This is a genomic window from Paenibacillus sp. NN59 (assembly GCF_057597225.1).
In genome coordinates this window covers 4,610,155-4,636,340 of record NZ_CP199678.1, presented here as the reverse complement: position 1 = coordinate 4,636,340, position 26,186 = coordinate 4,610,155, and the positions used below count along the sequence as shown (strand labels likewise).

The following is a 26,186-nucleotide window of genomic DNA, read 5'->3' as shown; positions in this document are numbered from 1 at the left end:
ATGGAGGTTGGTTCATGACAGTATCATCGAAAGAACTTATGAACATGGTGGTTACCGCCGCTGACGATAAAAAGGCATCAAACATTGTAGCACTTGACCTGAATAATATTTCACTGGTTGCCGATTATTTTGTGATCTGCCACGGTAACTCCGATACCCAGGTACAGGCGATTGCTACAGAGATTCGTAAACAGGCTCACGCAGCTGGTGCGACAATTAAAGGCATTGAAGGCATGGACTCTGCACGCTGGGTGCTGATGGATCTTGGCGATGTCGTGGTTCACGTATTCCACCGCGATGAGCGTGAATATTACAATATCGAGCGTCTCTGGTCTGATGCCAAAGTGGTGGAAACGGTATGAGTTTGATTGCAGGAACAGTCGTCTCGCTACCGGTTTCACGTGAAGTGTCTCCATTTGGCTATTTTTTGACGACAGGATCGGAAGATGTATTGCTTCACTACACCGAGCTGACTCGGGATATCAAGATTGGTGAAACGCTGGAGGTTTTTGTATTCTTTGATACAGAAGACCGCCTTGCTGTTACGATGAAAAAACCTTACCTCACGCTGGGTGAGATGGCTAAACTGGTCGTAGCTGATGTGCATCCGCGCCTTGGCTGCTTCCTGGAAATGGGTCTTGGTCGCCAGTTGTTGCTTCCAATCCGTGAGTTGCCTGAACTTGAAGAACTGCGTCCCCAAGTTGGGGATGAGGTGTTCGTGATCATGGAGCATGATAAGCAAGGACGTCTGCGTGCCAAATTGGCCGGAGAACGTGAACTTGCTCCGCTTGCCTTCCACGCGCCAACCACATGGTTGAATGAGTGGGTGGAAGCTCTGGTGTACAAGCCGCTTCAGATGGGTACATTTGTACTTGTTGATGGTGGTGTGCTTGGTTTTGGAGCGATTGGCATGATCCATTCTTCGGAGCGCAGTCATATGCTTCGTTTGGGTGAAAAGGTGAAATGTCGGGTTACGCTGGTGCGTGAAGACGGTCGTGTAAATTTGGCGATGACACAACGCAAAGAAGTTGGGCGTAACGAAGACGCAGACAAGCTGCTTGCTTTTATGAAAGAGCGCCCTATGGGCGGCATGCCTTATTCCGATGCGACACCGCCAGATATTATCAAGCAACGTTTTGGCATTAGTAAATCCGCGTTCAAACGTGCTCTCGGTAAGCTGATGAAAGATGGATTGGTGGTACAAAAGGAAAACTGGACGTACTTGTCTGATTCTGCGCCAAAATCACAGCAGGAAGAGAAGTAGACACAGATAAGGTATAGCCGAGTACGGCATGGATGTTTTGAGTTAGAGCATTCATTTTGGTTGAAATATTGCATGTATCATGGAGCCGATGCTTTATGCATCGGTTTAAGTAAGGCAGGGCCAGACTGGGTAAACACCGGAAGCCCTGCTTTTTAGTTTGAATTTTGATCCGATCCGATGAGGAAAATGAAATTGAAAGTGCGGTGCCGACATGTCTTACCGGAAATTTGCCTACGTTTACGATGAATTAATGGAAGATATGCCTTATCCGGACTGGATAAGGTTTGCAAGAACAGCTTGGGAACAACATGGCATGCCCAAAAGTGTGGCTGAGCTTGGCTGCGGAACGGGGTCCATTACGATCCCGCTGGTGAACTCTGGCTTTGAAGTGACGGGTATTGATCTCTCCGCAGATATGTTATCTGTTGCGCGTAGCAAAATGGAAGCGACACCTCAGGGACACCGTCTGTACAGGGAAGGCAGTGTACGCTGGGTACAGCAGGATATGCGGGAGTGGAGAGTGCCTGAACCTGTAGACTCGGTCATTTCGTTCTGCGATTGCATGAATTATTTGCTGGAATCTGAAGATGTCATTCGAACATTCGAGCGGACGTATGAAATGTTGAAGCCAGGAGGTACATTTCTGTTTGATGTACACCATCCAAATACATTGATTCGGTATGATGAGGAACAGCCTTTTGTGTTAGACGAACGCTCGGTCTCATATATCTGGACGTGCGATTTTGATCAGGAGCGGTGTGAGATAGAGCATCATCTGAGCATTTTTTCTAGATTGGATGAGGGCAACAGAGATACCTATCAGCGATTCGAAGAAGTTCATACGCAACGCGCTTATGATCCGGACTGGATGAAGCTTGAATTAAGCAAAGCGGGTTTCCGGGATGTGAAGGTGTATGCAGACTTTGAGTGGAAAGAAGCTGGAGATCACGCACAGCGTCTGTTCTACGTGGCTGTAAAATGATTGTTTAAAGAGAAAATTATAATGAGCGACGCTAAACTAATTTATATGCATATGAATATGAAACTGTCCTTGTGCAACGTGTAAGTATGTTGCTCGAGGCAGTTTTTTTGAACATATATGATAAAAAGTATTGCCGCTTGAAGCAAAGAGAGACATAATGAATGAAAAAAGGAAAGCGTTTTCTTAACATGCAAACTATATTCCAATCACAGGGAGAGTTGTAGAGATGGAAAGTACATATAAAACGAGATTGTCCAAAGAACAGCTGGATCAGATCATTAAGCATCACCTTGCTGTAACGATTCAAGATTACGAGGAAATGATCGATGGCTGGGCAAACCATGCTTATAAAATTTTGCTTGACGATGGACGAAAAGTTGTTCTAAAAATCGCACCTGCGGCTACGACCAATCTGATGCGTTGTGAACAGGATTTAATGACGGCTGAAGTGGAAGCACTCCAGCTTGTTGCTGAGCTTAAGGATGTTCCTGTGCCTCTGGTACTCGCATATGATGCTTCACTACTCATGGCTCCCGCGCAGTATTTCATTATGGAGTTTATGCCCGGGGTTCCATACAACCAGGTGAAAGAAGATTTTACTGCCGAAGATCAGGAAGTGGTTGAACAGCAGTTAGGCTGGTACAACCAGCGAATTAACGAGATTAAGGGAGAGCGGTTTGGTTATTTTTCCGGAAAGGACAGACAACGCGCGACGTGGAGAGAAGCTTTCTTGATGCTCATGCATGATATGCTTGCAGATGGTAAAGAGGCAGGAGTTGATATCGGCATCGATTACAATGAGCTGAGACGGTTGATTGATGAGAAATCAGATGCACTGGATGAAGTGACAGAACCTTCCCTGATTAGCTGGGATCTGTGGGATGGCAATGTGCTGGTCCAGGATAAGCAAATTACGGCCATTATTGATTTTGAACGCTCATTATGGGGCGATCCGCTCATGGAGCATTATTTCAGTCATTTTAACTATACTCCGGGTTTTCTCAAAGGATATGGACGTGAGGTTGAGACAGAGAACGAGCGGAAGCGCAGAAGTTTATATGATTTGTATTTTGATCTTGCGCTCCGAATTGAATGTGATTACCGTAAGTATGATAACAAGGAGCATATTGAATCTACGATCCGTAATATGCAGGAAGGCATTGAACGGTTTAGAAAAATGTGAGAATGCCAGTTGACATGTGAAGGGCAATAAAGTCTGACTTGTGAGAAAGAGATTGTGACATGTCATATTGACTTTGAGCTTGCATTTTTATATAATGCTTCCTATATTGTATACATATTTCGATGATAAGGATCAGTAGTGGGTGCTGTACATGACAGAGAGTCGGCGGTTGGTGCAAGCCGATTGACAGTATTTTGCGAACTCGCCTTGGAGAAATGCGGTGATTACAAAGTTCTATGCCTTGGGTGCAGGACTGGAAATCCGCATCGGTTAACCGCCGTTACAGGTCTAAAGGGAGTGGATGACGAAGCACGTTCGTCCGCTAACTAGGGTGGTACCACGGGAATTCAACCTCTCGTCCCTAGCGCTGCAAACGCTACGGGATGCTGAGGTTTTTTTGTTGTTATAAAGCGCGTATAACCTGAAGGAGGAATTATAGATGAGTGAGAATCATCAGCCGAAGCACGGCTATCAGCCGCAAGTGATGGAGAAAAGTTGGCAGCAATATTGGGATGACAACAAAACGTTTAAAACAGGTGAGGACCCGTCCAAACCGAAGTTTTATGCACTGGATATGTTCCCATATCCGTCCGGTTCAGGACTTCACGTAGGTCACCCGGAAGGATATACTGCAACGGATATCGTATCCCGTTACAAACGGATGCGTGGATACAATGTGCTGCACCCAATGGGCTGGGACGCTTTTGGTCTGCCAGCAGAGCAGCACGCACTGGATACGGGGGAGCACCCGCGTCATATCACATTCCGCAACATTGACAATTTCCGTCGTCAGATCAAATCTCTCGGATTCTCATATGACTGGGATCGTGAGATCAGTACAACAGACCCTGAGTATTACAAATGGACACAGTGGATCTTTATTCAGCTGTACAATAAAGGGTTGGCCTATGTCGATGAAGTGCCGGTGAACTGGTGTGAAGCATTGGGCACGGTTCTGGCGAACGAAGAGGTTATTGACGGTAAGAGTGAACGTGGCGGACACCCGGTTGTACGTAAACCGATGCGTCAATGGGTACTGAAAATTACGGAATACGCAGAGCGTTTGCTGGAAGATCTGGAAGAGCTGGACTGGTCGGAAAGCATCAAGGATATGCAACGTAACTGGATCGGCAAATCGACCGGGGCTGAAGTGGTTTTTGCCATCGAAGGCCGTGAAGAAGTGATCAAAGTATTCACAACCCGTGCAGATACATTGTTCGGTGCAAGCTTTGCCGTTCTGGCTCCAGAGCACGAATTGGTTGACGCGATTACATCCGAAGAACAGCGTGAGGCAGTAAAAGCTTATCAGGAGCAGGCTGCGCGTAAGAGTGATCTGGAACGTACGGACTTGGCAAAAGACAAAACAGGTGTGTTCACTGGTGCATACGCGATTAATCCGGTTAACGGAGCGAAGCTGCCGATCTGGATTGCTGACTATGTACTTGCTGGCTATGGTACAGGAGCTGTTATGGCTGTTCCGGGCCACGATGCACGTGACTGGGAATTCGCGAAGCAGTTTGACCTGAATATCATTGAAGTCATTGCCGGCGGAGATGTTACAAAAGAGGCGTATACAGGTGACGGCGCACATGTGAACTCCGATTTCCTGAACGGTTTGAACAATGAAGAAGCTGCGGCGAAAATGATCGCTTGGCTCGAAGAGAACGGCAAAGGACAAGGAAAAACAACGTACCGTCTGCGCGACTGGCTGTTCAGCCGTCAACGTTATTGGGGAGAGCCGATTCCGATTCTGCATCTGGAGGACGGGACGATGAAGACTGTGCCAGAAGATCAATTGCCACTGTTGCTGCCTGACATTGACCAGATCAAACCTTCAGGTACAGGGGAATCCCCGCTGGCAAACGTGACCGATTGGGTAAATACGGTTGATCCGGAAACGGGCATGAAAGCTCGCCGTGAAACTAACACGATGCCACAATGGGCGGGAAGCTGCTGGTATTACCTGCGGTTTATCGATCCGCACAATGACAAGGAACTGATCTCACAAGAGAAACAACAGCAATGGTTGCCAGTTGACCTGTACATCGGTGGGGCAGAACATGCTGTACTACACTTGTTGTATGCTCGTTTCTGGCACAAAGTGCTGTATGATCTGGGTGTTGTACACACGAAAGAGCCGTTCCATAAGCTGGTTAACCAAGGTATGATTCTGGGAACCAACAATGAGAAAATGAGTAAATCTCGCGGTAATGTCATCAACCCGGATGAGATTGTTAACGAATTCGGTGCAGATACACTGCGTCTCTATGAGATGTTTATGGGTCCTCTGGAAGCGACTAAACCTTGGAACGCAAACGGGGTAGAGGGAATGTATCGTTTCCTGTCACGCGTATGGCGACTGTTCATTAACGAAGATACTGGTGCGATTAATGAGAAAATTACAGCTGACGGTGGAACCGACGAGTTCAAACGCACGGCACACAAAACGATTAAAAAAGTGACGGAAGATCTGGAACATCTGCGCTTCAACACGGCGATCAGCCAATTGATGATCTTCATCAATGACGCGTACAAAGCAGAGACGCTGCCTCGCGAAGCGATGGAGAATTTCGTTCAATTGCTGTCACCTCTGGCGCCGCATATGGCAGAGGAACTGTGGAATCGTCTTGGACACGAGGGTGGAATCTCTTACGTGGCTTGGCCTGCATACGATGAGTCCATGACTGTGGATGCAGAAGTGGAAATCGTAGTTCAAGTGAACGGCAAAATTGTAACTCGTGCGACGATCGCGAAGGATCTGGATGCACAGGGAATGCAGGACTACACGATGGAGCTTGCACCTGTGAAACAGGCGCTGGAAGGCAAGACTATTCGCAAAGTCATTGCCGTTCCAGGCAAACTGGTTAATATTGTTGCCGGTTAATCTCGCTGGCACGGAATACCTCATCCAGTTTGACTAAATCTTCATCGTATTTTTCATGTGTTGTATGGATCAGACTATCAAAAACACCATCGAGGTTGTTTCTCAGCAGCGCAAGTGCCTGAGCGGTTATTCCGCCAGGTACGGCGACACGGGCTTGAAGTTCTTGTGGAGTATAACCTCCCTCAGTGAGCAGTTTGCCTGTACCTAGAAGCATCTCACCGGCAAGGGCGCAGGCGTCGGCACGTTTGATACCTGTCAAGCGCACAGCACTTTCAATCCATTGCTCCAAAAAGAAGGATATGAATGCAGGGCCACAGCTGGAGAAGTCAGATGTGATTCGAGTGCAGGCTTCATCCACTTGATAAGGTTTGCCGATATGACTCATTAGGCCTTCGAGCAGTGAGCGATCTTCTGCCGTCATACGTTCACCATGGATGAATAGGCTTGCTCCGCTGCCGACCTGATGTGTAACACTGGGGATAACCTTGGAGACTTTGCAAGGAAGCGAAGATTCCAGATGGCGCAGCTGCACGGGGCTGGTGATCGAGACAATTATGTGATTGGAATTCACAACAGGCAGGATATCATCAATGACATGTCTGAATTCCAGCGGTTTCACGCACAGGAAGATGATGTTGCTGCGAATGACTGTTTCCCGATTGCTCTGTGATTCATGCAGCCCTGGATAACGGAGGGAAAGCTGACGTACTTTGGATGGGGTTCGATTGCTTGCTGCAATCTGACGGGGTTCGAGTGCACCGGATTGGATCAGGGCATAGATCAACAGACTGCCCATGCTGCCGGTTCCGATAAATCCAACCTTCATTGGTTTAGCCCTCCTTTCATGCTTTACGGTAATGGCGCAGTTTCTTCCCTCTATTGTATGCATCAGGGTCTGGTTCACATGACATGAAATTATGTAACTTAGATAAGCGAAATCATGAAACGGTTCGGAAGCACCGCCCGTGTTCGAAATGATCTCTATTTTGAATATGAGGGAGTGTGCGGAAGATGAGACGGAACAAAGCGTTGTCCATTGCTGCAGCAGTGGTTGGATGTGTACTAATATTATGGTCGGGCAAAAGTGAACAGCCACCTAGCGGCTGGGAACCGATGCAGCTCGGCTCCAATCAGCCGACAAGTGAGCAGAATTCTTCTGCGATACAGTCGGCTGCTTTGGTTCCCGAGAATGTAGCTGATGCTGCGCCTAAAGGTGGGGTGAGCGGTAGGCAATTGGACGACGCAGCTCCAGCACAGGAGTCGAAGGTTCGGGAGCCTAATGTTGCTCCTGCTGTGTCAGGCAATTCACCAGCTCAACCACAGGCTCAGGTGAATGAAAGCCGTTCATCTGTATCTGAAGCAGAAGCAACATCTAAACCAGCTGACGAAACAACCAGTGAGACGGCAGATCACGGTAAGATCGATGTGAATACGGCACCTGTCAACAAACTCACGGAGCTTCCGGGGATTGGACAGAAGAAAGCTCAGGCCATTGTGGATTATCGCAATGCGCATGGTCCTTTTGCCAAAGTTAGCGATCTTACCAAGGTGAAGGGCATAGGCATGAAGATGCTGGAGAAGATGGCTCCCTATGTACAGATTCGTTAAAAGTTCAGCATAATAGTAATAGGTTCAAGGCGAGAGGAGAAAACTGCATGAGTGCAACAGAGCTTCGCAAGGACTGGGATACGTATTTTATGGACATTGCTTATATGGTATCGACACGTTCCCGTTGTCCGCGCCGGCACGTAGGAGCTGTGCTGGTTCAAGGGAAAAAGTTGCTGGGTACTGCCTATAACGGAGCACCGATGGGAGTGGCGGATTGCTCTGAGGCAGGCTGCATGATATCGGAAGAATATGAACTTGTAGTCACGGACGGACAGGAAGAAATGGTTAAAAAGCAACGCTGTATTCGTACCATCCATGCGGAGCAGAATTTGCTTTTATTCACGGATCGGATTGACCGCGAAGGTTCCTCTGTATATGTAACCGATGAGCCTTGCTGGACATGTGCCAACATGCTGGCGAACAGTGGTGTTACGGAGATTGTATTTCATCGCTCATATCCCAAAGATACGAGTAAAGTAAAAAATATGATGCATCAGAAAGGCATTTCGTTCCGTAGACTGGAGAATTACCAGCCTCCACGGGAGACGATGATGACCGTAAGCAATTAGCAAGAACTTATATAGAACAGGTTAAATGATTCAGATCATGTCAGAACAGATGACACCTGGGATATCTTTTATTTTCAATATTAATTAGTTTCATACGTATGGGGAAGAACCTCCGGCTAGCCTGAATGGGCTTCGGGGGTTTTTGTGTATTTATTGCCTTGGAGATGAGCAGAAGGGAGAGGGACGGAATGAAAGGCAGACCATTGCTTCGCTTTACAATTTTTTGGTTGTGCGGTAGTGGCATGGCGTGTTTATTGACGGAGGGATGGACTTTATTTTGGGGAGTAGTCGGGGCGATGGCATGTCTTCCACTCTTACTTCGTTTCATGAATATTCGTGGGTGGTCGATTCTTCTTTTAGTTATTGCTTTTGCAGGTGGTTTAATACAGTGGGAGTGGAATGATTTTCGTAATTATAGTACATTGCCAGCATATTTACATCGATCTACTGACGTAATTGATGGGTTAGATGTTCAAGTTGAAGGGGAACTTGTATCGGATGTGCAGGTTGACGGGGATCGGGCAGGTTTTGAGATGCAGGTTTCTTCTCTTAGGCTGTATGAAGAGACAGATAAGGAAGTCAAGAATCAAGATTCTTCGCCAGATCCTTCCTTGCAATCACTAAAGTCACAAGCGACTTCGGACAAAATGAATGAAAGAGTCATTGTACAAGTCCGATTAATGGAAGAGCAGGAACAGCATACAGCAGCATCTTGGAAGCGAGGGGATAAGCTGAAACTGTCAGGCTCGATAGTTCTTCCTGGTGAAGCCAGGAATTTTGGGGGATTTGACTATCGTAGCTATCTAAGGACGCAGTATATCCATTGGATGGTCAAAGTGAAGGGGGCCAGTTCGGTTCATGCTTCGTCTCCTGAAGGGCTGGGGAAAATAAACATTCTACGGTGGACAGATTCGGCAAGACTACTGCTCGGTTCGGCGGTGGACCGGTTGTTTCCTGAACCGCATGCCGGTTACATGAAAGGTCTGATCATCGGAATGGCGAAGGATATTGATCCAGGTACGTACGGTCAATTCTCACAGCTCGGATTAACTCATATCCTCGCCATCTCGGGTACACATGTTGCAGTGTATGTGGCTTCATTGCTCATGCTTTTATCATGGCTGAGATTAACAAGAGAGACAGCTCTAACGATTGTGCTGGTTCTCGTGCCAGCATATGTACTGCTCTCGGGCGGTTCTCCATCGGTCATTCGGGCAGGTATGATGTCGATGATCGGTCTGTATATGGCGAAACGCGGATTGGCCAGAGATGGTATTCAGATCATCAGTGCAGCGGCTTTGCTCATGCTCTGGTGGAATCCTTATTTTTTATTAAATGTGAGTTTTCAACTCTCTTTTCTGGTGACGGCGGGACTGATGATTTATATGCCGCTTATTAACAGGTTGTTCAGCAAATGGCCCAAATCGCTGGCAGCGACAGCTTCGGTTACGGTAACAGCGCAGCTGATTTCTTTCCCAGTGACGATTTTGTACTTCAATCAGTTCTCGTTGCTGTCTTTTGCAGCCAATTTTTTGCTGGTGTCTTTGATTAGTGCTGTAGTGCTTCCCTTAGGTACCGTTGCGATGATTCTATCATTTGTGTGGCTTCCGCTTGCGAAACTTCTGGCATGGATTGCGATTCAGTTGAATCAACTTACCTTTCTCAGTGTGGAATGGATGAACAGTTTGCCAGGTTTTGTGATGATCTGGCCTACACCTTCCTTATTATGGATTGCAACCTATTATGTGATTTTATATGTGTTGCTTTATTTGCTCTATCAGCGGAGCGGCGGTGAGATACCCCAAAATATTCATGTTGCAGAAGAGGATACAGCGCCACTTGATATGTCTTCACGAGGTGCTACACAAAGGGGCTCTACACTAGCATTAGGCTTCAATTCTTCACGGTCTGCTGACACTCAATCACTTTACACAGCGAAAGCGAACAATCGCTTGCAACTTTCAGCGCCCGATCCCTTGCCTACTCCAAGAGCAACATCAGATCATGGTTCACTCTCTACTCTTGGCGCAAGTATCGCCTGGCCTGAGTATGCAAGTGCATTTACATCTAGAGGTGCAGCCTTCTATAGCGAAGTACGCATGAGCCAAGCGAAGCGATGGTTATGTGGTGTGCTTGCCGTCAGTTTTGTAGCAGGATTATGGTGGGCATATCAGACGCCACGTCCTGCGGGAACAGGTGTAGTTCAATTTCTGGACATTGGTCAGGGAGACAGTACATTGATAACAACACCAGAAGGCAAACATATCCTTGTAGATGGCGGAGGCACGGTTAACTTTGGGGGGAGCGAACACTCGTGGAAAACAAGGCGTGATCCGTATGAGGTGGGAGCTAAAGTTGTTGTTCCTTTATTAAAAAAGAGAGGCATTCACCAGCTTGATGCTGTCATTGTGACTCATGCGGATCAGGATCATGCCGGTGGCCTTCAGGCTGTACTGGAGCAAATTCCAGTGAAACGCTTCATCTTTAACGGAACGACGAGTGGAAAGGAGAAATTCGATCAGTTGCTGGACACAGCGGTGCAACGCCAAATCCCACTATTCGCTACACATCAGGGCATGACCTATAAGCCCGATTCAGAAACGGCTTTATATTTTATCTCACCAGAGCGGAGTGGACCTAATCCAACAGGAGATCTGCCTGTTCTTGAGAATCAGAACGGTGGGTCGGTTGTTTTTTTGCTGGAGATGGCGGGTACGTCTATGCTATTCACCGGAGATATGGAAGCGGCAACGGAACAGGATGTGCTGTATGACATTCAGGATGGTTCGCTGGCGACCTCTTTTCAGCAGGACGTTCAAAAATCGGGGAGAACTGTTGCGGACAGCGAGACGAATATAGTTGTGCCTGAATGGATGGGGAGTCTAGCGGACAATGGCAGAGATCATCGTTCTTCAACGGTGGTTACCGTACCGCGATTACAATCACATCGATCTATAGATGTACTCAAGGTCGCCCACCATGGTAGCAAAACATCATCCTCAGAAGCATGGCTTCAGTACTGGAATGCCAAATCTGCACTGATCTCTGCAGGGGTTAACAATACCTATGGTCATCCCAACCCAGACGTAATGAAACGTTTGGAAGCAGTAGGTTCCCGGATTTATCGGACGGACCAGATGGGTGAGGTACAGATGAGCGTGAAAGATGGAGAGATAAGTGTGCGGTATAAGCTGGCTCCGAGATAAGAGTGGAATCATAAAGTCTGAAGGATACCTTGAAGGATATTTGGTTATTTTTGCCGAATAGTATTAGGCTTGGCTTAGGAGGGGCTGAAAATAAAGATGAATTGTTTTGAGATACATAAGGAGAAGGGGAAACTACGGAATGGAATTATTAAAAAAGTTAGAATGTAGTATTAATAATATGATTAAAAAACACAAAAAAGGATTGAAGAGAAAGATTGCAACATTTTGGATTGGAATGGCGATTTTCAGTCTTATGGCTGGACTACCCTCTTCATTCGCCTTGTCTGATTCCGGTCGTACCATTACTTCAATTCTTGATCGGAATGACTATTTGCTGGATGACGGCACAATCTGGTCTAAAAACAATATTAACGGAGCATGGACACAAAATCGTAATCTGATTGGCATTTCAAAATTAGATAGTTATTCTATATATGGATGGACTGCAGATGATCAGGTTATTAGGTGGGATAAGGATAATCCAGATAAACCTGTAACGAAACAATTTAAAGGAATTAAGAAGGTATATGGAAATGGATTAGTACTTCTTGAGAATGGGGATCTATATTCGTTCCGTGAGCAGAATAAAGTTTTGGAATCGATTATTGATGTGAGTTTTTATCAGGACTATTCTGGAAAATATTCTTCCTATGGTGCCTTGTCTTCTTCGGGAGATATATACTACGATAATTACAACAAACCACAGAAGGCTGACAATGTAACCAACGGTAAGGCGATTGCTATGAATAGTTCTTATGCAGCGGTGCTGAAAGATGATGGTTCTGTAGTTGTCGTGACTACGTTGTATAAGGAAAAGCAGGTTACCGTTACGAACGATGTACAATCAATGATTTGGTGGGGAGGAACACACAAACTACTCACAGTGAAAAAGGATGGAACAGTTTGGAGTTATAAACGATCTTCCCAATATAAAGAAGAGCAATTATCGGGGTTAAGTAATGTGTCTCGTATGGTGTATTCTTTTGATTTTGATGAATTATATGCACAGTTAAAGGATGGAACATGGGTTTCATATAAAGATGGCAAAGTGATGTCATTATCGGCTCCGGAACTAAGTCAAGTGACGCTGACTGCATCTACGAACGAAGCTAATATCGGGGATACAGTCACACTTACTGTTCAGGAGAATTATAGCAACGGGTTCAAAACGAAACGTACCCCTTTACCCGAGGAAGTTACAATAGAGCAACCACAGATTGCACAATTGCAAAAGGATGGTAAGTTAAAAGCAACGGGGATAGGAACGACGAACATAACAGTAAAGTTAGGTGATAAGTCTTCCAATCTTCAACTTACAGTTAATACCGAGCAGAGTTTGACAGGGGCTGAACTTTTAAACGGAGATGTCTATTTGCCTGTACAAGCTGTCTTTAAAACACTGGGGGCCAAAATCGATGTTCAAGGCGATCAATTTAAGGTTCAGATGGGCGACAGTCTCATCACATTAACAAAGGGAAGCCCGGTAGCGGAGTTTAATGACAAAGCAGTTACAATGAAAGGCAAGGTACAGACAATCAACGGGCAGACTGTATTTCCTGCGGAGTTGTTAAAACAGGTTGCAGGTATACAGGTGAATTGGGATGCTACGTTGAAACAGGCCAAAGTGTTCGTTGGAAATTCTGTTATTGTAGTAGAATCGAAAGACACACTTGCTTTGATTAAGAAACAAGAGCTTGGCAATCTAAGTCGGTTTATTGGTAAGTCTTATTGGATTAACAATACTACCTATTTGGGACAGCGTTTTAGTAAAGTAACTATCACAGATATTCAAATTGAAAAAGGGAATTACGGTAATCGAAGCTACTCTATCGTTTTCCGTAATGCCAAGAGCAAAACAGTCATTGCTTTTGCAGGCGTTTCCCCTTCTAGGGTTACCGAGATGTTAGCGAATTCCGATCAATTTTTCTCCTACGATCCCTATAAGAAATTTAATTGGTCTTCGGCTACATGGAAGAAAATAATCGCGGGTGAAGTAGCCGTAGGGATGAACACCACACAAGTACGTCTGGCATGGGGAGCTCCAAACAATATTACGTATGATACAATTTCAAAAGGGAAGATTGAGGTTTGGGTATACTCAAGCACCTCGGGGATCAGAGCTTTGGGTTTCCTTAATGGAAAGCTCATGAACGTCTATTAATTTTCGAATCATCATACAGCTCAACTTTTGTTAATTACTATAAACACAAGAAAAAGCCCTGTTCTCCATAACTCTCTTCAAAAGAGAATTAAGAGAAAGGGCTTTTTTCATATTCGTTCTGATTACTGAATATAAATGGGAATATTGAATTATTCCACGCCGTCCTTGAAATGTTTATCCCAATGTTTATCACCTTTGTGCAAAATGTCTTCAACGGTTTTTTCGAGTGTCGCCAGTAGTTGTGCTCTGACATCCAGTACCGTTTCTCTGTACAAGCGTTCTTCCGATCCGACGATTTTATCGCCGTATAACGCCTGCGCAGCTACATATTTCCGATGTTCCTCAACCAGGGTGTCGATTGATTCCAAAGCGTGCTCCACAAAGTGGGAAATGCTTTGATATTCCTTTGGCATTTGTTCTTTTAATTGTTGAATTTTCGCTAGAGCTGGCATGCTCATCACCTCGTCTTATGAATGTAAATTTACAATACACCATTTTCATGAAAAATGCATTAAAAAAAGCTTAAATTTGGACAAATTTCGACTTTTTTTATTTTTAGGCCTTTAAAAGTACTTAACCATAATGTATGCCGTTGCATTTATTTTGAGTCGTGTAAGTACTGGAATTCGTGATGTCAGACGTTTGATGACTACGTTTGCATTTTCTGTTATTCTAAGATAAGATTCGGCGGCCCTTATACATATGCCGTTATTTTGTGATGGAAAATTAAAATATACTTAACTTTGCAACAATTTTATCGATGATTACGTCAGTAAGGTTGCAGGGAGAGGGGGATCCTTTGTGGTAGAGCCGGAACTCATCAGAGCCGCTCAATCGGGCGATCGCGACGCTCTAATTACCCTATTGCGGGAGATTGAACAGCACGTCTATCGGACCGCATATTACATTCTAAATAATGAACAGGACGCCTTGGATGCTGCGCAGGAAGCGTTGATCCGCATTTACACCAAGATTAATTCTTATGAAGAAAAAGCCCAGTTCAAAACCTGGGTGCAACGCATCGTAACGAATATCTGCATTGACAAGTTCAGAAGAACCAAGCCATCGGTGTCCATAGATGAGCATGAAATGGTTTTTCAGGATAAGCAGGATGTAGAATTTGAAGTGATGTCTACTTATGTAGCCAAGGACATTCAAGATGCGATCAACAAGTTGCCAGAGCATCATCGGACCGTCATTGTTCTAAGATATTTGCAAGATTTATCCTATAACGAAATTGCGGATTGTCTCGATCTTCCGCTAAATACGGTAAAGTCTTACTTATTTAGAGCCAGACAACAGTTACAAAATCTACTACAGGAGTATCAGAAAGGTGGTGTGACAGGATGAAATGCGAAGAGGTGGTGGAATGGATGCACCGGTATCTGGATCATGATCTGGGCGAGGCGGAAACGACGCAGATGCTACAGCATGTGGCCAAGTGTCCGGAGTGCGCCGAAAATTTTAGTATGCTCAGAGCTCTATCCAGGGAACTGGAAGATTTGCCGCAAGTAAGCCCGAAGTTCAGTCTGGTTGATGCGATTATGCCTCAATTGGATGCGATTGACGAAGCGCGAAAAGAACAAAGCAGTACCGTGCAAGAAATGAGTCCTGTCCCTGCGGCATTTGAGAGTCTAAAGCGCTCAAGTTCTAGTGAGCAGAAAGCGAAAACCAAATGGCTTAATTCGATGGTGGGACGGATGTCTGTGGGTGCAGCGGCCGCGGCTGTTGTATTGGGATTTGCCATCTGGGGATATCAGCCAGAGCAGATTGAGAATGCAGATTCGATGCTTATGAGCTCGGGGGCACCGCAAGATAGCTACAGTGAAGAGCAGTCTGCACAGAGGATGTATCTGAAAAGCGATCAAGGAGACATAAGGAACCAAGCAGAAGGCAGTGCGATTGCGCCTGACTCGTCAAATGATCCGGTGACGGAAGGTTCAATGCAACCGAATGCGGATCAACCTGACGAGAGCAACGGAACAGAACTTAAAACTCCAGAAGCTCCAGGTGATCAAGAGTCAGTAAAACCTTCCGCAGAAGGGCCGTCATCTCAAGACAAAGGCAAGCAAGAGGTAAATTCAAGTCCTTCTTCTGACTCTGGTAATACTCAGAAGAGCATGGATTCAGGTCAGGGAACGGAGCAGAAAAAGCCGGATACAAGTGAAGGTAGTGCCTCCACTCCTAATGACAAGGATGGAAGAAGTGCGTCCGAATCAAACGATGAGCTCGACGAGACATTTTCGGCTCAAACGATCATTCCAAACCAGGATACCCCGGCTCAAGGCAGTGAAACTGACAATGCAGGAACTGGAACGGAATCGGGTGCCACTGGAGGTCAGCAGGGACTAATGGCTCCTGAACAGGGAATCGCTGCACCGACAGGGACAAAAGAATGGAAATCACCGGATGGTTCTTATGTTGTTATGCTACTCGGTGACCAGTTAAGTATTTATGCGAAATCTGCGAATGATCCGGATGTTCTGAATCTGATTGAGCAACGGAGTGTAGAAGGTACGTTAAAGTCGGGAAGTTGGTCCAAAGACAGCCAGCAGTTCAATTATGAAATGGACAAAGACGGAGCGACTACAAAGGATACCTTCAAAGTCAGTACCTCATCTAATGTATCACCTGCGAAATAGCTCCATTATAAGGTTTCTGCAGGGCAATTAGAGAGAACCTTTTCTAATGAACAAGCATATACTGGATCTAACTAAAGAACGTCCTATCTCTGATCCAACAACTGACGTCGTATGACCGCACGCCAGCTATTTCTAGAATGGCTGTGCCTGCGTTTATATAGATGCAGAACAGTGGGCCTTTATCCATACATGGATGAAGGTCCCTTTGTTGTCTTGTGTATTTTCTGGTAGGATAAAAGGGATAAGGAGGCACGGTGGATGGATGTAAAAAGCGCAACAAAGGCAATACGCAGCGGAGAAACTGCGCCAATCTATGTGCTGTATGGAACGGAGAAGTACCAGATACAGCAGTTCACAGAGATGTTAAAAACGCATGTTATTGAAGAGGAGCATCAGGATTTTGCGGTTATTCCCTATGATCTCTCCGAAACACCGATCGAGGTTGTTGTGGAAGAAGCAGAGACGGTTCCCTTTCTCGTTCCGCGCAAATTGATTATTGTAAGGGACACCAGTTTGTTTACCGCGGGAAAGGAATCCAAAATAGAGCATCAGGTGGATCGCTTGATTACATATATGGATAATCCCGCTGATTACAGCACGATCGTTTTTTTGGCGCAAGGAGATAAGTTGGATGAGCGGAAGAAACTAGTAAAAGCAGCCAAGAAACAAGCGGTTGTGTTGGCCTTTGCACCGCTAAGTGGAGAAGAATTGGTCCAATGGATTGTGAAACTCGCGAAACAGAGAGAGGTAACCTTTGAAGCTGGGGCAGCAGATACGCTAATCAGTTATGCTGGAACGGGACTGCAAGGGTTATCTGCCGAAGTGGATAAGCTTTGTTTGTTTGCAGGAAACGGAGGAACGATTCGCCGCGCAGATATCGAGTCACTGGTGGCTCGTAGCACGGAGCAGAACGTATTTGCACTTGTGGAGGAACTGGCTAATCTGAGGTTAGAAAAAGCACTTGCACTCTTTTATGAACTTTTGAAGCAACGTGAAGAACCGATCAAGATTGCAGCGCTGATTGCGCGGCAGTTCCGTATTATGATTCAGGTCAAGGAACTTGGGCAACAAAGTTACTCACAGCAGCAGATCGCCAGTCAACTTGGCTTGCATCCGTACGCTATCAAAATTGCCGGGGAACAGGCTCGGAAATTCGATGCTGACCGGTTGCGAAAGATTTTGAGTCACTTGAGTGAGCTGGATTATCAGATGAAAACAGGAGCCGTGGATAAGGTTCTTGGCCTGGAGTTATTTTTGTTAAGACTTGGAGCATAGCCGTAGGCAAAAACAAAAAAACAACCTGAGAGTTCTCCATCTGTTGATATTTCAACAGATGATCAGAGATGTTCAGGTTGTTTTTTTATGGTATGTTCTTTTACTTGGCGGAACAGATGCTAAAAAATCCTGAAAGCCCATGCTGTTCAGGATTTTTCCATTGGTTCGTATAAGTAACGCTTCTTACGCTTGTGCGGAAAGAGCGTTCAGTTTTTTCGCCAAGCGAGACTTTTTGCGTGCAGCTGCATTTTTGTGAACCAGACCTTTAGTTACAGCCTTGTCCAGCTTTTTGGAAGCAGCTTGAATCGCAGCTTTAGCAGTGTCAACTTCGTTGCTTACCAGAGCAGCATCAGCAGCTTTAACAGCTGTGCGGAGTGCAGACTTCTGAGAAGCGTTGAGTGCGCGGCGCTTGTCGCTCGTTTTTACGCGTTTAACAGCGGATTTGATGTTTGGCATTACATTCACCTCCTGTAAGGCATTCGCATGAATACAAACGTTTCACAACTTAAAATATTCTATCACGCTAGCATGTAAATTGCAACAGATTTTGCATCGTTGTTTGGTATGTTGCATAAAGCCCGCCTTTTTCCCACACAATATACTCAAATGGAATAAGGGAGGCAGGGACACAGATGACACTGGATTTACAAAATTATACCGTACGTACCGATTTGGCCATTGACTCCAAAGAAATGGCACAAGGCAGTCAGAAACAGACGATCCCCGGATTACGTGAGGATGTAGATAAGAAAGAGGGCATTACGATTACACGGATTGATGTGTTGAATGATGAAGCAGCGAAAGCCATAGGGCGTGTAAAAGGCCATTATGTCACACTTGAGGTGCCCTCCCTTCGCAACGGAGATACTGAACTGCAGGAACGGGTAGCCGCCGAATTCACACGAGAAATGGAAGCGTTTATGACCAAGGCGGGCATCGGCAAGGATTCCAAGGTACTGATCGTAGGTCTCGGCAACCTGAATGTAACTCCAGATTCTCTTGGTCCGTTGGTTGTAGAGAATTTGATGGTTACCCGGCAGTATTTTGAATTGGTACCAGATCAGGTGGCGCCTGGATATCGTGAGGTCAGTGCTATTGCTCCGGGTGTGCTTGGTACAACGGGAATCGAGTCAAGTGACATTGTGCAGGGCATTGTTGAGCGTACCCGTCCTGATGCCATTATCGCCATTGATGCGCTCGCTTCCCGCTCACTTGAACGAGTGAATACAACGATTCAGGTGGCTGATATCGGGATTCATCCTGGTTCTGGTATTGGTAACAAACGTCGTGGATTAACGAAGGAAATTCTGGGTGTTCCCTGCATTGCCATCGGTGTGCCAACGGTATGTTATGCTTCGACCATCGTGAACAACGTCATCGAAATGATGCGTTCTCACTTTCGTCAGGAAACTGATCAGACAAAACAAATCATGGGTATGCTCGATGACATCGGTGAAGAGGATCGTTTGAGTCTGGTAAAAGAAGTGCTTGAACCGCTCGGACATGACCTGATCGTAACTCCGAAAGAAATTGATGAGTTCATTGAAGGCATAGCGAATGTCATTGCAACCGGACTTAATGCGGCTCTTCACGAAGCAGTAAACCCTGATAACGTTGCGGCTTACACACACTAGAGCAAATCCCCTAATATGGAACGGAGAAGAAGGTCCGAATCTATCGGACTTTCTTTTTTTTGTCCACTTTATCTTTCTACTTCCTGTTCTATCAAATCGAATACTCTCATAGAGTTGAAGTATAAGAGTTGTTCTGCAAGGGAAGGAGACATAAGAATGAACAAGATATTGGCATGGAACATTGGTAAGTGGAAAAAAAGATGTCTGCATGTGCTGGCCATGGGCCGTACACTGTTGCTGCTTATGATCATATCTGCCCTCTTTTTTGTTGCACTCGGGCTCGGAGGCATGGCGGAAAAAAGGTTGAATAGTTCCCCGGTTTCTTCCATGAAGGGATTTGCAGGTTCAGTCTCAAGCCGCTTTTTTGTGGACATGTTGGGTATGGAAGTGCCTCATCTTACTCAGAAGGAACAGAACACTGCAATTTCCGGTGAAAATCTAACTTCTTTTGTGTTTCAATTGCTCACGAATGTGAATCCTCAAGATCCCAAAAGTTTAATCGCACGTGAAATGCCAGGCATGGGTGCAAATCAGCCCGTTCTGCTTAGACCAGGCTCTGGCAATACCAAGGCAGAAGCACCTGAAGATTATCAGCCAGGTCCAGGCCTGACAGAAACAGCCTCATCAGGTGAAGGTAAGCCAGGAAGTGAACTGCATGTTCCCCCGGGTAAGGATGATCCAGACGTTTCCAGTGAGGATGATCCGGGAAAGGGTACAGTCGATGAAGATCCACCAGCAAAAGGGAATGGGCAAGACAAGGGGAACCCGGCCATTACGAGAAAATCCGTCCTTATCTATCACTCGCATCCGCGTGAAGGATATAATCCACTGCTAGGCACGGATAGCGATAATCCATCTTCCGGTAAAGCGACAGGTAATGTTTTTCAAGTGGGAACCTATCTATCGGATAGCTTGGAGAAGCTGGGCGTCGGAGTAGAGCATGCGAAGGAAGATTATCAAACGAAAATCAAAGATTACAATTGGAACTTTTCCTATAAATATTCCAGACAGACTGTCAAAGCGGCGCTTGCTCAGAATGACGATCTGACCTATCTAATTGATATTCACCGCGATTCCCAGCGACATAAAAAAACGACAACCACCATCGGTGATCAGAGTTATGCCAAGGTATATTTTATTATCGGACATGAGAATCCAAATTGGCGTAAAAATGAAGCCTTTGCTGCGAAAATCCACAAAAAGCTGGAAGCGAAGTATCCGGGGGTATCCCGAGGGGTGTGGGGGAAGAATGGCGGAGGAGGCAACAATGGAGAATATAACCAAACGCTTTCCCCGAACAGCATTCTCATCGAAATCGGTGGCATTGACAATACGGCAGCTGAGCTGAAACGAACGTCCAAAATTCTGGCGGATATGATCGCGGAAGTATACTGGGACGAGCAGAACGTAGATAAAGCAAGCGCAAAACCGGTATCCAAGGGCGGATAAATTATAGAAGAAGGGAGATCTGAGGGATGTCCAGATTTGGCAAAAAAATGCTGTCTGTCAGTGTGCTTATGTTGCTTGGTGTATTGCTTGGCATGCAGCTGGCAGGCAGTGGTTTTCAGCATAACAACCCTGTGGAAAGTGTCCCCGTAGTGGCGACCACAGAAACCGCACCTGAGAAAAATACAACTGTATCCACTGAGCCTGTGCAGACCGAGGTTAAAAAGCCGTTTGTTCCTGTCCAGACCCCGAGCCAGGTGCTTGGGGCAGACCAGCACAAGGCCCCGGTGGATGTGCTGGCGGAAAAAACGGCTGGATTGCTGCAAAACTTGTCAAACAGCGGCATCAAGTGGGTGGTCTCTCTTTTTGGCGGAGTAGATGAATAGAAGCGGGCGGATTAAAGGAAAACTAAACCTCCGGGGCACTCTTCAAGTAACTTTATTATAAAAGTAAAATCATCATGGGATTGATGCACCTTGAAGCAACTGTTATAATGAAGTGATTGACACTAGGCTGTTTCTGGGGGTAAGGAATGACTGACATTCGGGAAAGACAACGTAAAATTCGTAACTTTTCAATTATTGCACATATAGATCACGGTAAATCAACACTTGCGGACCGGATCTTGGAGTACACAGGTGCGCTGACATCACGTGAAATGCAGGAGCAAGTACTGGATCAGATGGATCTGGAACGCGAACGCGGAATCACCATTAAACTGCAAGCAGTTGCCCTGAATTACAAAGCGGACGACGGTGAAGAGTATCTACTGAATCTCATTGATACGCCTGGACACGTAGACTTTACGTACGAGGTATCACGTAGTCTTGCTGCATGCGAAGGGGCGTTGCTTGTCGTTGACGCGGCTCAAGGGATCGAAGCGCAGACGCTGGCTAACGTATATCTTGCGCTCGACAACAATCTGGAGATTTTGCCGGTTATCAACAAAATTGACTTGCCAAGTGCTGACCCGGAACGGGTGAAGCAGGAAGTTGAAGATGTTATCGGACTGGATACCAGCAACGCTGTATTGGCTTCGGCCAAAGCCGGCATCGGGATCAAAGAGATTTTGGAGCAAGTGGTACAGAGTGTGCCCGCACCTGTAGGTGATCCGGATCAACCGCTTAAAGCGCTGATTTTTGACTCGCACTATGACCCTTACAAAGGGGTTATCGTGTATGTGCGTGTTATTGACGGTAAAATCAAGGCGGGTTCCAAAATCAAAATGATGGCAACAAACAAATCGTTTGAAGTCATCGAAGTAGGAGCGTTCAAGCCACGCATGACCATTGTGGACGAGCTGAACGTCGGGGATGTAGGATTTATCGTTGCGGGTATCCGTCACGTCGGCGATACTCAAGTCGGGGACACGGTTACTGACGCGAAAAATCCGACACTTGAACCACTGCCCGGTTATCGTAAAATCAATCCAATGGTATATTGCGGTCTGTATCCGATTGAGACATCGGACTATGTGGATCTGCGTGAGGCATTGGAGAAGCTGCAGTTGAACGACGCATCGCTCAGCTTTGAGCCGGAGACTTCCAGCGCGCTGGGCTTTGGATTCCGTTGTGGATTCCTGGGATTGTTGCACATGGACGTTATTCAGGAACGGATTGAGCGCGAGTTCAACATTCCGTTGATCACGACAGCACCGAGCGTAATTTACCACGTAACGCTGACTAACGGCGAGCAGATTCAAATTGATAATCCATCCAACTACCCTGAGGTAGGACGGATTGATTACGTTGAAGAGCCTTATGTGAAGGCTTCAATCATTGTACCGAATGATTACGTGGGAACCATTATGGAATTGTGCCAAAATAAACGTGGCGAATTTATCAATATGGAATATATGGACACAACACGGGTTACGATTACCTATGAGATCCCGTTGTCCGAGATTGTATATGACTTCTTCGACCAGTTGAAATCAAGCACCAAAGGTTATGCTTCGTTTGACTATGAGCTGTCCGGTTACCGCCAGTCGAATCTGGTGAAAATGGACATCCTGCTTAACGGCGAACAAGTCGATGCTTTGTCCTTTATCGTTCACAGAGATCGTGCATACAATCGCGGCCGTATCATCTGTGAGAAACTGCGCGAACTGATTCCGCGGCAAATGTTTGAAGTACCGATTCAGGCGTCTGTGGGCACCAAGGTTGTGGCTCGTGAAACAGTTAAAGCGATGCGTAAAAACGTACTTGCCAAGTGTTACGGCGGTGACATCTCGCGGAAACGGAAACTGCTGGAGAAGCAAAAGGAAGGTAAGAAGCGGATGAAGCAGGTTGGTAACGTTGAGGTGCCACAAGAGGCATTTATGGCGGTACTGAAAATTGATGATTAAAATGCAATCTCTGGGTACATCAAGACTTTGCGTATTGAAATTGAATTACCATTTTAGCTGAAAGGGAAGCCAACTGGCTTTCCTTTTTTCAAATCAAGGGGGACTTACCGTGACACTTGCAGCACACAACCAGAAAACAGGTGCGCCCCAAGCGGTGTACCTTCACATTCCATTTTGTACAAATAAATGTTTTTACTGTGACTTTAATTCTTATGTTCTGAAAGATCAGCCCGTGATGCAATACTTGGAGGCGCTGGAACGGGAGATGGAACATACCGTCAAGGCGAATCCGCCAGGCGAAATTAAAACGATCTTTGTCGGCGGCGGAACGCCAACCGCATTGAAACCGGACGAGATGGCTTATTTCCTGCGTTCGGTCAAAACCTACTTCCCGAATTGGGCAGACGATATTGAATTTTCGATGGAAGCCAACCCGGGAACGACCGATGCGGAGAAGCTTGCGGCGATGAAAGAGGGCGGTGTTAACCGTGTCAGCTTTGGCGTACAGGCTTTTCAGAATGATCTACTGACGGGCATTGGCCGGATTCATAATACAGATGATGTATATCGCAGTTTAGAGAACGCACGTAAGGCGGGACTGGATAACCTGTCGATTGACCTGATGTTTGGATTGCCAAACCAGACGGTGGAGATGTTGAATGAAAGTATCGATAAAGCGCTGGAACTGGATCTGAAACACTATTCGATCTATAGCCTGAAGGTAGAAGAAAATACACTTTTCCATACCCTGTACCAAAAAAATCAATTACCTCTTCCACACGAAGATGATGAGTTGCAGATGTATCTTCTATTAATGAAGCGCATGAAAGAAGCAGGTTATGAACAGTATGAGATCAGTAACTTTGCCAAACCTGGCTTCGAGAGCCGTCATAATATCACCTATTGGCGCAATGAGGATTATTACGGACTTGGTGCAGGTGCACATGGTTACGTGGGCCGTGAACGCCATATGAACATTAAAGGGATTAATCCTTATGTGGAAGCCTCACGTGCGGGACTGCCTCGTTTGGATCATTTCGAGATTGGCCGTGCGGAAGCGATGGAGGATTACTTAATGGTAGGACTCCGTATGTTGGAGGGCGCTTCATCTTCAAGATTCCATAATCAGTTCGGGGAATCCATGGAGGATGTATTTGCGAAACCGCTGGGCAAAATGTTGCATGCAGGATTGCTTGAGCGGACAGCAGACGGCTTTAAACTGAGTGAACAAGGTATTCTGTTCGGCAATGACGTTTTTGCGGAGTTTATCGGCTCTATATCGCTAAATTCGTAGCTTGAAATTCTATACGCTCTGTTGTATATTTATTCATATTGTTTTACAGGGCGTGTTAATTTAAACAACTACGAAGCTAGCTTTCCTCGGAAAGCGTCGTTATAGGAGGAGAGCTGGATGTCGGTTATATGCAGGAAAGCTGTACCGGAAGATGTTGAACCACTGTTTGAAATGATTAAGGGATATGCAGAGCGTGGGATCATGCTTCCGCGTTCACGGGAAGTACTGGATCGACAGCTGGAGCATTTTGTTGTGGCTGAGGTGGATGGGGTTGTCGTAGGCTGCGGCTCATTATGTCGTCTGGGCAATGACCTGGTGGAAGTAAGATCACTGGGCATTTCAGAGGGGTATAAAGGGCTTGGCATCGGGTCCCGTCTACTTGACCGGCTTGTAGAAGAGGCGGAGAGACAACAGATTCCAAAGGTGATGGCTCTCACGTATGAAGTTTCCTTTTTTCTGAAAAATGGTTTTGCTGTTGTGGAAAAAGAAATCTTCCCTGAGAAAGTATGGACGGACTGTGTTCATTGCAGCAAGCAGGATTGCTGTGACGAGATTGCGGTTCTAAAAGAACTGAATGTGTCAGCGTAGTTATACGTTTATATGAATAAAAAGATAAAGATCACAACCCAAGAAACCTAAGGTTTCAAAGGGCTTGTGGTCTTTTTTTGGTGCTCGTTTTTTTCATATACTTTTCACACACTTATTCCATTATTCTCACACATCCTCTTGTTAAGATGAACTTACATAAGCGATCTGCAAAAAACTTCACAGTGGAACAGTTGAAGAACACGGATAAAAACAAGGTTTTCAACGTACGAAGCAGGGAGTATTGCAGATAGCTCAATCTTAAGAATGAGGTGACCGATCATGAAAAAATGGACAAAACATGTAGCAGCTTTGGTAACAGCGATGAGTGTAATTGGTGGAGCAGGTAGTGCTTTTGCCGCAACGCCTGTTGTGAATTCCGTAAAACCGTCTGAAACACAAAAAGCTGGAGCATCGGCTAGCTCAACGAGCAAATCTACAACAACAAAATCAACAACCACTCCAGCAGCCAAATCTACTGTAGCGCCGACAAAAACGACAGGAGCTAAAGCGGACCCTTCCAAAACAACAGCTACAACCAAGAAGGAAACAACAACTCACAAAGCGAGCGAAGTAACGCATAAAGCCAAAAAGACTGCTCATAAAGCAAAAGTGGCGAAGCATAAAGCGAAAAAAGCTGTGCACAAATCAAAAGTGACTCACAAAGCAAAAAGGGCTTCTCATAAAACAACAGCAATGCATCACAAGGGCAGAAAAACTGCTCATAAAGCAAAAACAGTAACACACAAAGCAAAAACAACGACACATAAAGCCAAAGCTGCGGCTCATAACGCCAAACAGGCTTCACACAAAGCTTCAGCAACAGCAAAGGCTACTGCGCATCAAGCAAAACAAACGGCACACAAAGCGAAAAAAGCCGCTCACAAAATCGCAGCGCACAAAGCAACTTCGCCAAAAACTGGAGTGAAAACAACAACTCCAAAAACAGCAACACATAAAACAGTTACCGTGACAACTCATAAAGCTGCAACATCTGCTACGAAAGCACCAGCCAAAACAAATGTTACAAACAAAAACGAGGCAGCAAAATCAAGCTCATCCCATAAATAAGAAGTTGTGCTCTGATGCTCTCACTGTACCAGATC

General features: G+C 45.8%; 22 protein-coding genes and 1 other annotated feature. Of the genes, 19 read left to right on the top strand and 3 right to left on the bottom strand.

Annotation, left to right across the window (positions count from 1 at the left end):
• The first annotated feature begins 14 nt into the window (after window positions 1-14).
• From rsfS to leuS, 5 genes are all read left to right on the top strand, one after another.
• Complete coding sequence (rsfS, locus tag ACT89M_RS20340) at window positions 15-362, top strand: ribosome silencing factor (protein ID WP_090914928.1); 348 nt, start codon at window positions 15-17, stop codon at window positions 360-362.
• Window positions 359-1,264, top strand: a complete 906-nt coding sequence (locus tag ACT89M_RS20335; protein ID WP_090914926.1) for a CvfB family protein — start codon at window positions 359-361, stop codon at window positions 1,262-1,264. The genes rsfS and ACT89M_RS20335 overlap by 4 nt, the downstream gene beginning before the upstream one ends.
• Before the next feature lie 211 nt (window positions 1,265-1,475).
• Window positions 1,476-2,246 carry a class I SAM-dependent DNA methyltransferase gene (locus ACT89M_RS20330; RefSeq protein WP_154887985.1) on the top strand — a complete coding sequence of 257 codons (771 nt, stop codon included), beginning with the start codon at window positions 1,476-1,478 and terminating at the stop codon, window positions 2,244-2,246.
• A 226-nt stretch (window positions 2,247-2,472) separates the two neighbouring features.
• On the top strand, window positions 2,473-3,429 hold the full coding sequence (locus ACT89M_RS20325; protein ID WP_154887987.1) for a phosphotransferase family protein: 957 nt from the start codon (window positions 2,473-2,475) through the stop codon (window positions 3,427-3,429).
• A 113-nt stretch (window positions 3,430-3,542) separates the two neighbouring features.
• Window positions 3,543-3,795 (top strand) — a binding site (T-box leader).
• Between the two features lie 73 nt (window positions 3,796-3,868).
• Window positions 3,869-6,313, top strand: a complete 2,445-nt coding sequence (gene leuS, locus ACT89M_RS20320) for a leucine--tRNA ligase (RefSeq protein ID WP_090914920.1) — start codon at window positions 3,869-3,871, stop codon at window positions 6,311-6,313.
• Here the strand turns inward: leuS and comER are convergent.
• Window positions 6,294-7,139, bottom strand: coding sequence for a late competence protein ComER (gene comER, locus ACT89M_RS20315; RefSeq protein ID WP_123062606.1), 846 nt, complete (start codon window positions 7,137-7,139; stop codon window positions 6,294-6,296). The two genes, leuS and comER, sit on opposite strands and share 20 nt — an antisense overlap.
• 185 nt (window positions 7,140-7,324) lie before the next feature.
• Between comER and ACT89M_RS20310 the strand changes: the two genes are divergently transcribed.
• The 4 genes from ACT89M_RS20310 to ACT89M_RS20295 all read left to right on the top strand — a co-directional run bounded on the left by ACT89M_RS20310 (window position 7,325) and on the right by ACT89M_RS20295 (window position 13,857).
• Entirely contained in the window at window positions 7,325-7,921 is a 597-nt protein-coding gene (locus ACT89M_RS20310) for a ComEA family DNA-binding protein (RefSeq protein ID WP_261769235.1), read from the top strand.
• A gap of 47 nt (window positions 7,922-7,968) precedes the next feature.
• Window positions 7,969-8,490 (top strand): deoxycytidylate deaminase, encoded by a 522-nt coding sequence (locus tag ACT89M_RS20305; RefSeq protein ID WP_090914912.1) that lies wholly within the window; start codon window positions 7,969-7,971, stop codon window positions 8,488-8,490.
• 188 nt (window positions 8,491-8,678) lie between these two features.
• Entirely contained in the window at window positions 8,679-11,696 is a 3,018-nt protein-coding gene (locus tag ACT89M_RS20300; protein ID WP_186809611.1) for a ComEC/Rec2 family competence protein, read from the top strand.
• 139 nt (window positions 11,697-11,835) lie between these two features.
• Entirely contained in the window at window positions 11,836-13,857 is a 2,022-nt protein-coding gene (locus ACT89M_RS20295; protein ID WP_154887990.1) for a copper amine oxidase N-terminal domain-containing protein, read from the top strand.
• Window positions 13,858-14,006: 149 nt separating this feature from the next.
• Here the strand turns inward: ACT89M_RS20295 and ACT89M_RS20290 are convergent, their stop codons facing one another.
• A complete protein-coding gene (locus ACT89M_RS20290; protein WP_090914824.1) occupies window positions 14,007-14,309 on the bottom strand; it encodes a hypothetical protein in 303 nt (100 codons plus the stop codon).
• A 349-nt stretch (window positions 14,310-14,658) separates the two neighbouring features.
• On the opposite strand from ACT89M_RS20290, the gene ACT89M_RS20285 reads away from it, so the two are divergent.
• The 3 genes from ACT89M_RS20285 to holA all read left to right on the top strand — a co-directional run bounded on the left by ACT89M_RS20285 (window position 14,659) and on the right by holA (window position 17,774).
• Window positions 14,659-15,207 (top strand): RNA polymerase sigma factor, encoded by a 549-nt coding sequence (locus ACT89M_RS20285; protein ID WP_090914823.1) that lies wholly within the window; start codon window positions 14,659-14,661, stop codon window positions 15,205-15,207.
• Window positions 15,204-16,499: a zf-HC2 domain-containing protein gene (locus ACT89M_RS20280; RefSeq protein WP_154887992.1), complete on the top strand. Its 1,296-nt coding sequence runs from the start codon at window positions 15,204-15,206 to the stop codon at window positions 16,497-16,499. Before ACT89M_RS20285 ends, ACT89M_RS20280 begins: the two co-directional genes overlap by 4 nt.
• Window positions 16,500-16,757: 258 nt before the next feature.
• Entirely contained in the window at window positions 16,758-17,774 is a 1,017-nt protein-coding gene (holA, locus tag ACT89M_RS20275) for a DNA polymerase III subunit delta (RefSeq protein WP_308722836.1), read from the top strand.
• A gap of 183 nt (window positions 17,775-17,957) precedes the next feature.
• On the opposite strand, the gene rpsT is transcribed toward holA, so the two are convergent.
• The gene (gene rpsT, locus ACT89M_RS20270) at window positions 17,958-18,230 is read right to left on the bottom strand and encodes a 30S ribosomal protein S20 (protein ID WP_024628504.1); all 273 of its coding nucleotides are present in this window, start codon (window positions 18,228-18,230) and stop codon (window positions 17,958-17,960) included.
• A 176-nt stretch (window positions 18,231-18,406) separates the two neighbouring features.
• Here rpsT and gpr point away from each other — a divergent pair, with 176 nt between their 5' ends.
• The 7 genes from gpr (at window position 18,407) to ACT89M_RS20235 (ending at window position 26,151) form a co-directional block, all read left to right on the top strand.
• Complete coding sequence (gpr, locus tag ACT89M_RS20265; RefSeq protein ID WP_154887994.1) at window positions 18,407-19,408, top strand: GPR endopeptidase; 1,002 nt, start codon at window positions 18,407-18,409, stop codon at window positions 19,406-19,408.
• 156 nt (window positions 19,409-19,564) lie between these two features.
• On the top strand, window positions 19,565-20,857 hold the full coding sequence (locus ACT89M_RS20260) for a stage II sporulation protein P (RefSeq protein WP_154957804.1): 1,293 nt from the start codon (window positions 19,565-19,567) through the stop codon (window positions 20,855-20,857).
• 26 nt (window positions 20,858-20,883) lie between these two features.
• Window positions 20,884-21,240: a DUF3679 domain-containing protein gene (locus tag ACT89M_RS20255; RefSeq protein WP_090914809.1), complete on the top strand. Its 357-nt coding sequence runs from the start codon at window positions 20,884-20,886 to the stop codon at window positions 21,238-21,240.
• Between the two features lie 146 nt (window positions 21,241-21,386).
• Window positions 21,387-23,201, top strand: a complete 1,815-nt coding sequence (lepA, locus tag ACT89M_RS20250; RefSeq protein WP_090914807.1) for a translation elongation factor 4 — start codon at window positions 21,387-21,389, stop codon at window positions 23,199-23,201.
• Between the two features lie 109 nt (window positions 23,202-23,310).
• Window positions 23,311-24,495, top strand: a complete 1,185-nt coding sequence (gene hemW / locus ACT89M_RS20245) for a radical SAM family heme chaperone HemW (protein ID WP_145332173.1) — start codon at window positions 23,311-23,313, stop codon at window positions 24,493-24,495.
• Between the two features lie 117 nt (window positions 24,496-24,612).
• Window positions 24,613-25,083: an N-acetyltransferase gene (locus ACT89M_RS20240; protein WP_487344790.1), complete on the top strand. Its 471-nt coding sequence runs from the start codon at window positions 24,613-24,615 to the stop codon at window positions 25,081-25,083.
• Window positions 25,084-25,362: 279 nt separating this feature from the next.
• A complete protein-coding gene (locus ACT89M_RS20235; RefSeq protein WP_308722834.1) occupies window positions 25,363-26,151 on the top strand; it encodes a hypothetical protein in 789 nt (262 codons plus the stop codon).
• Window positions 26,152-26,186 lie beyond the last annotated feature (35 nt).

Bases quoted from the DNA above. Each gene is read 5' to 3' on its own strand.
- comER (WP_123062606.1), bottom strand. From the start codon at position 7,139: ATGAAGGTTGGATTTATCGGAACCGGCAGCATGGGCAGTCTGTTGATC.
- rpsT (WP_024628504.1), bottom strand. From the start codon at position 18,230: ATGCCAAACATCAAATCCGCTGTTAAACGCGTAAAAACGAGCGACAAG.
- ACT89M_RS20300 (WP_186809611.1), top strand. From the start codon at position 8,679: ATGAAAGGCAGACCATTGCTTCGCTTTACAATTTTTTGGTTGTGCGGT.
- ACT89M_RS20335 (WP_090914926.1), top strand. From the start codon at position 359: ATGAGTTTGATTGCAGGAACAGTCGTCTCGCTACCGGTTTCACGTGAA.
- ACT89M_RS20295 (WP_154887990.1), top strand. From the start codon at position 11,836: ATGGAATTATTAAAAAAGTTAGAATGTAGTATTAATAATATGATTAAA.
- gpr (WP_154887994.1), top strand. From the start codon at position 18,407: ATGACACTGGATTTACAAAATTATACCGTACGTACCGATTTGGCCATT.
- ACT89M_RS20305 (WP_090914912.1), top strand. From the start codon at position 7,969: ATGAGTGCAACAGAGCTTCGCAAGGACTGGGATACGTATTTTATGGAC.
- ACT89M_RS20325 (WP_154887987.1), top strand. From the start codon at position 2,473: ATGGAAAGTACATATAAAACGAGATTGTCCAAAGAACAGCTGGATCAG.
- leuS (WP_090914920.1), top strand. From the start codon at position 3,869: ATGAGTGAGAATCATCAGCCGAAGCACGGCTATCAGCCGCAAGTGATG.
- ACT89M_RS20260 (WP_154957804.1), top strand. From the start codon at position 19,565: ATGAACAAGATATTGGCATGGAACATTGGTAAGTGGAAAAAAAGATGT.
- ACT89M_RS20290 (WP_090914824.1), bottom strand. From the start codon at position 14,309: ATGCCAGCTCTAGCGAAAATTCAACAATTAAAAGAACAAATGCCAAAG.
- holA (WP_308722836.1), top strand. From the start codon at position 16,758: ATGGATGTAAAAAGCGCAACAAAGGCAATACGCAGCGGAGAAACTGCG.
- ACT89M_RS20235 (WP_308722834.1), top strand. From the start codon at position 25,363: ATGAAAAAATGGACAAAACATGTAGCAGCTTTGGTAACAGCGATGAGT.
- rsfS (WP_090914928.1), top strand. From the start codon at position 15: ATGACAGTATCATCGAAAGAACTTATGAACATGGTGGTTACCGCCGCT.
- ACT89M_RS20240 (WP_487344790.1), top strand. From the start codon at position 24,613: ATGTCGGTTATATGCAGGAAAGCTGTACCGGAAGATGTTGAACCACTG.
- ACT89M_RS20330 (WP_154887985.1), top strand. From the start codon at position 1,476: ATGTCTTACCGGAAATTTGCCTACGTTTACGATGAATTAATGGAAGAT.
- lepA (WP_090914807.1), top strand. From the start codon at position 21,387: ATGACTGACATTCGGGAAAGACAACGTAAAATTCGTAACTTTTCAATT.
- ACT89M_RS20280 (WP_154887992.1), top strand. From the start codon at position 15,204: ATGAAATGCGAAGAGGTGGTGGAATGGATGCACCGGTATCTGGATCAT.
- ACT89M_RS20255 (WP_090914809.1), top strand. From the start codon at position 20,884: ATGTCCAGATTTGGCAAAAAAATGCTGTCTGTCAGTGTGCTTATGTTG.
- ACT89M_RS20310 (WP_261769235.1), top strand. From the start codon at position 7,325: ATGAGACGGAACAAAGCGTTGTCCATTGCTGCAGCAGTGGTTGGATGT.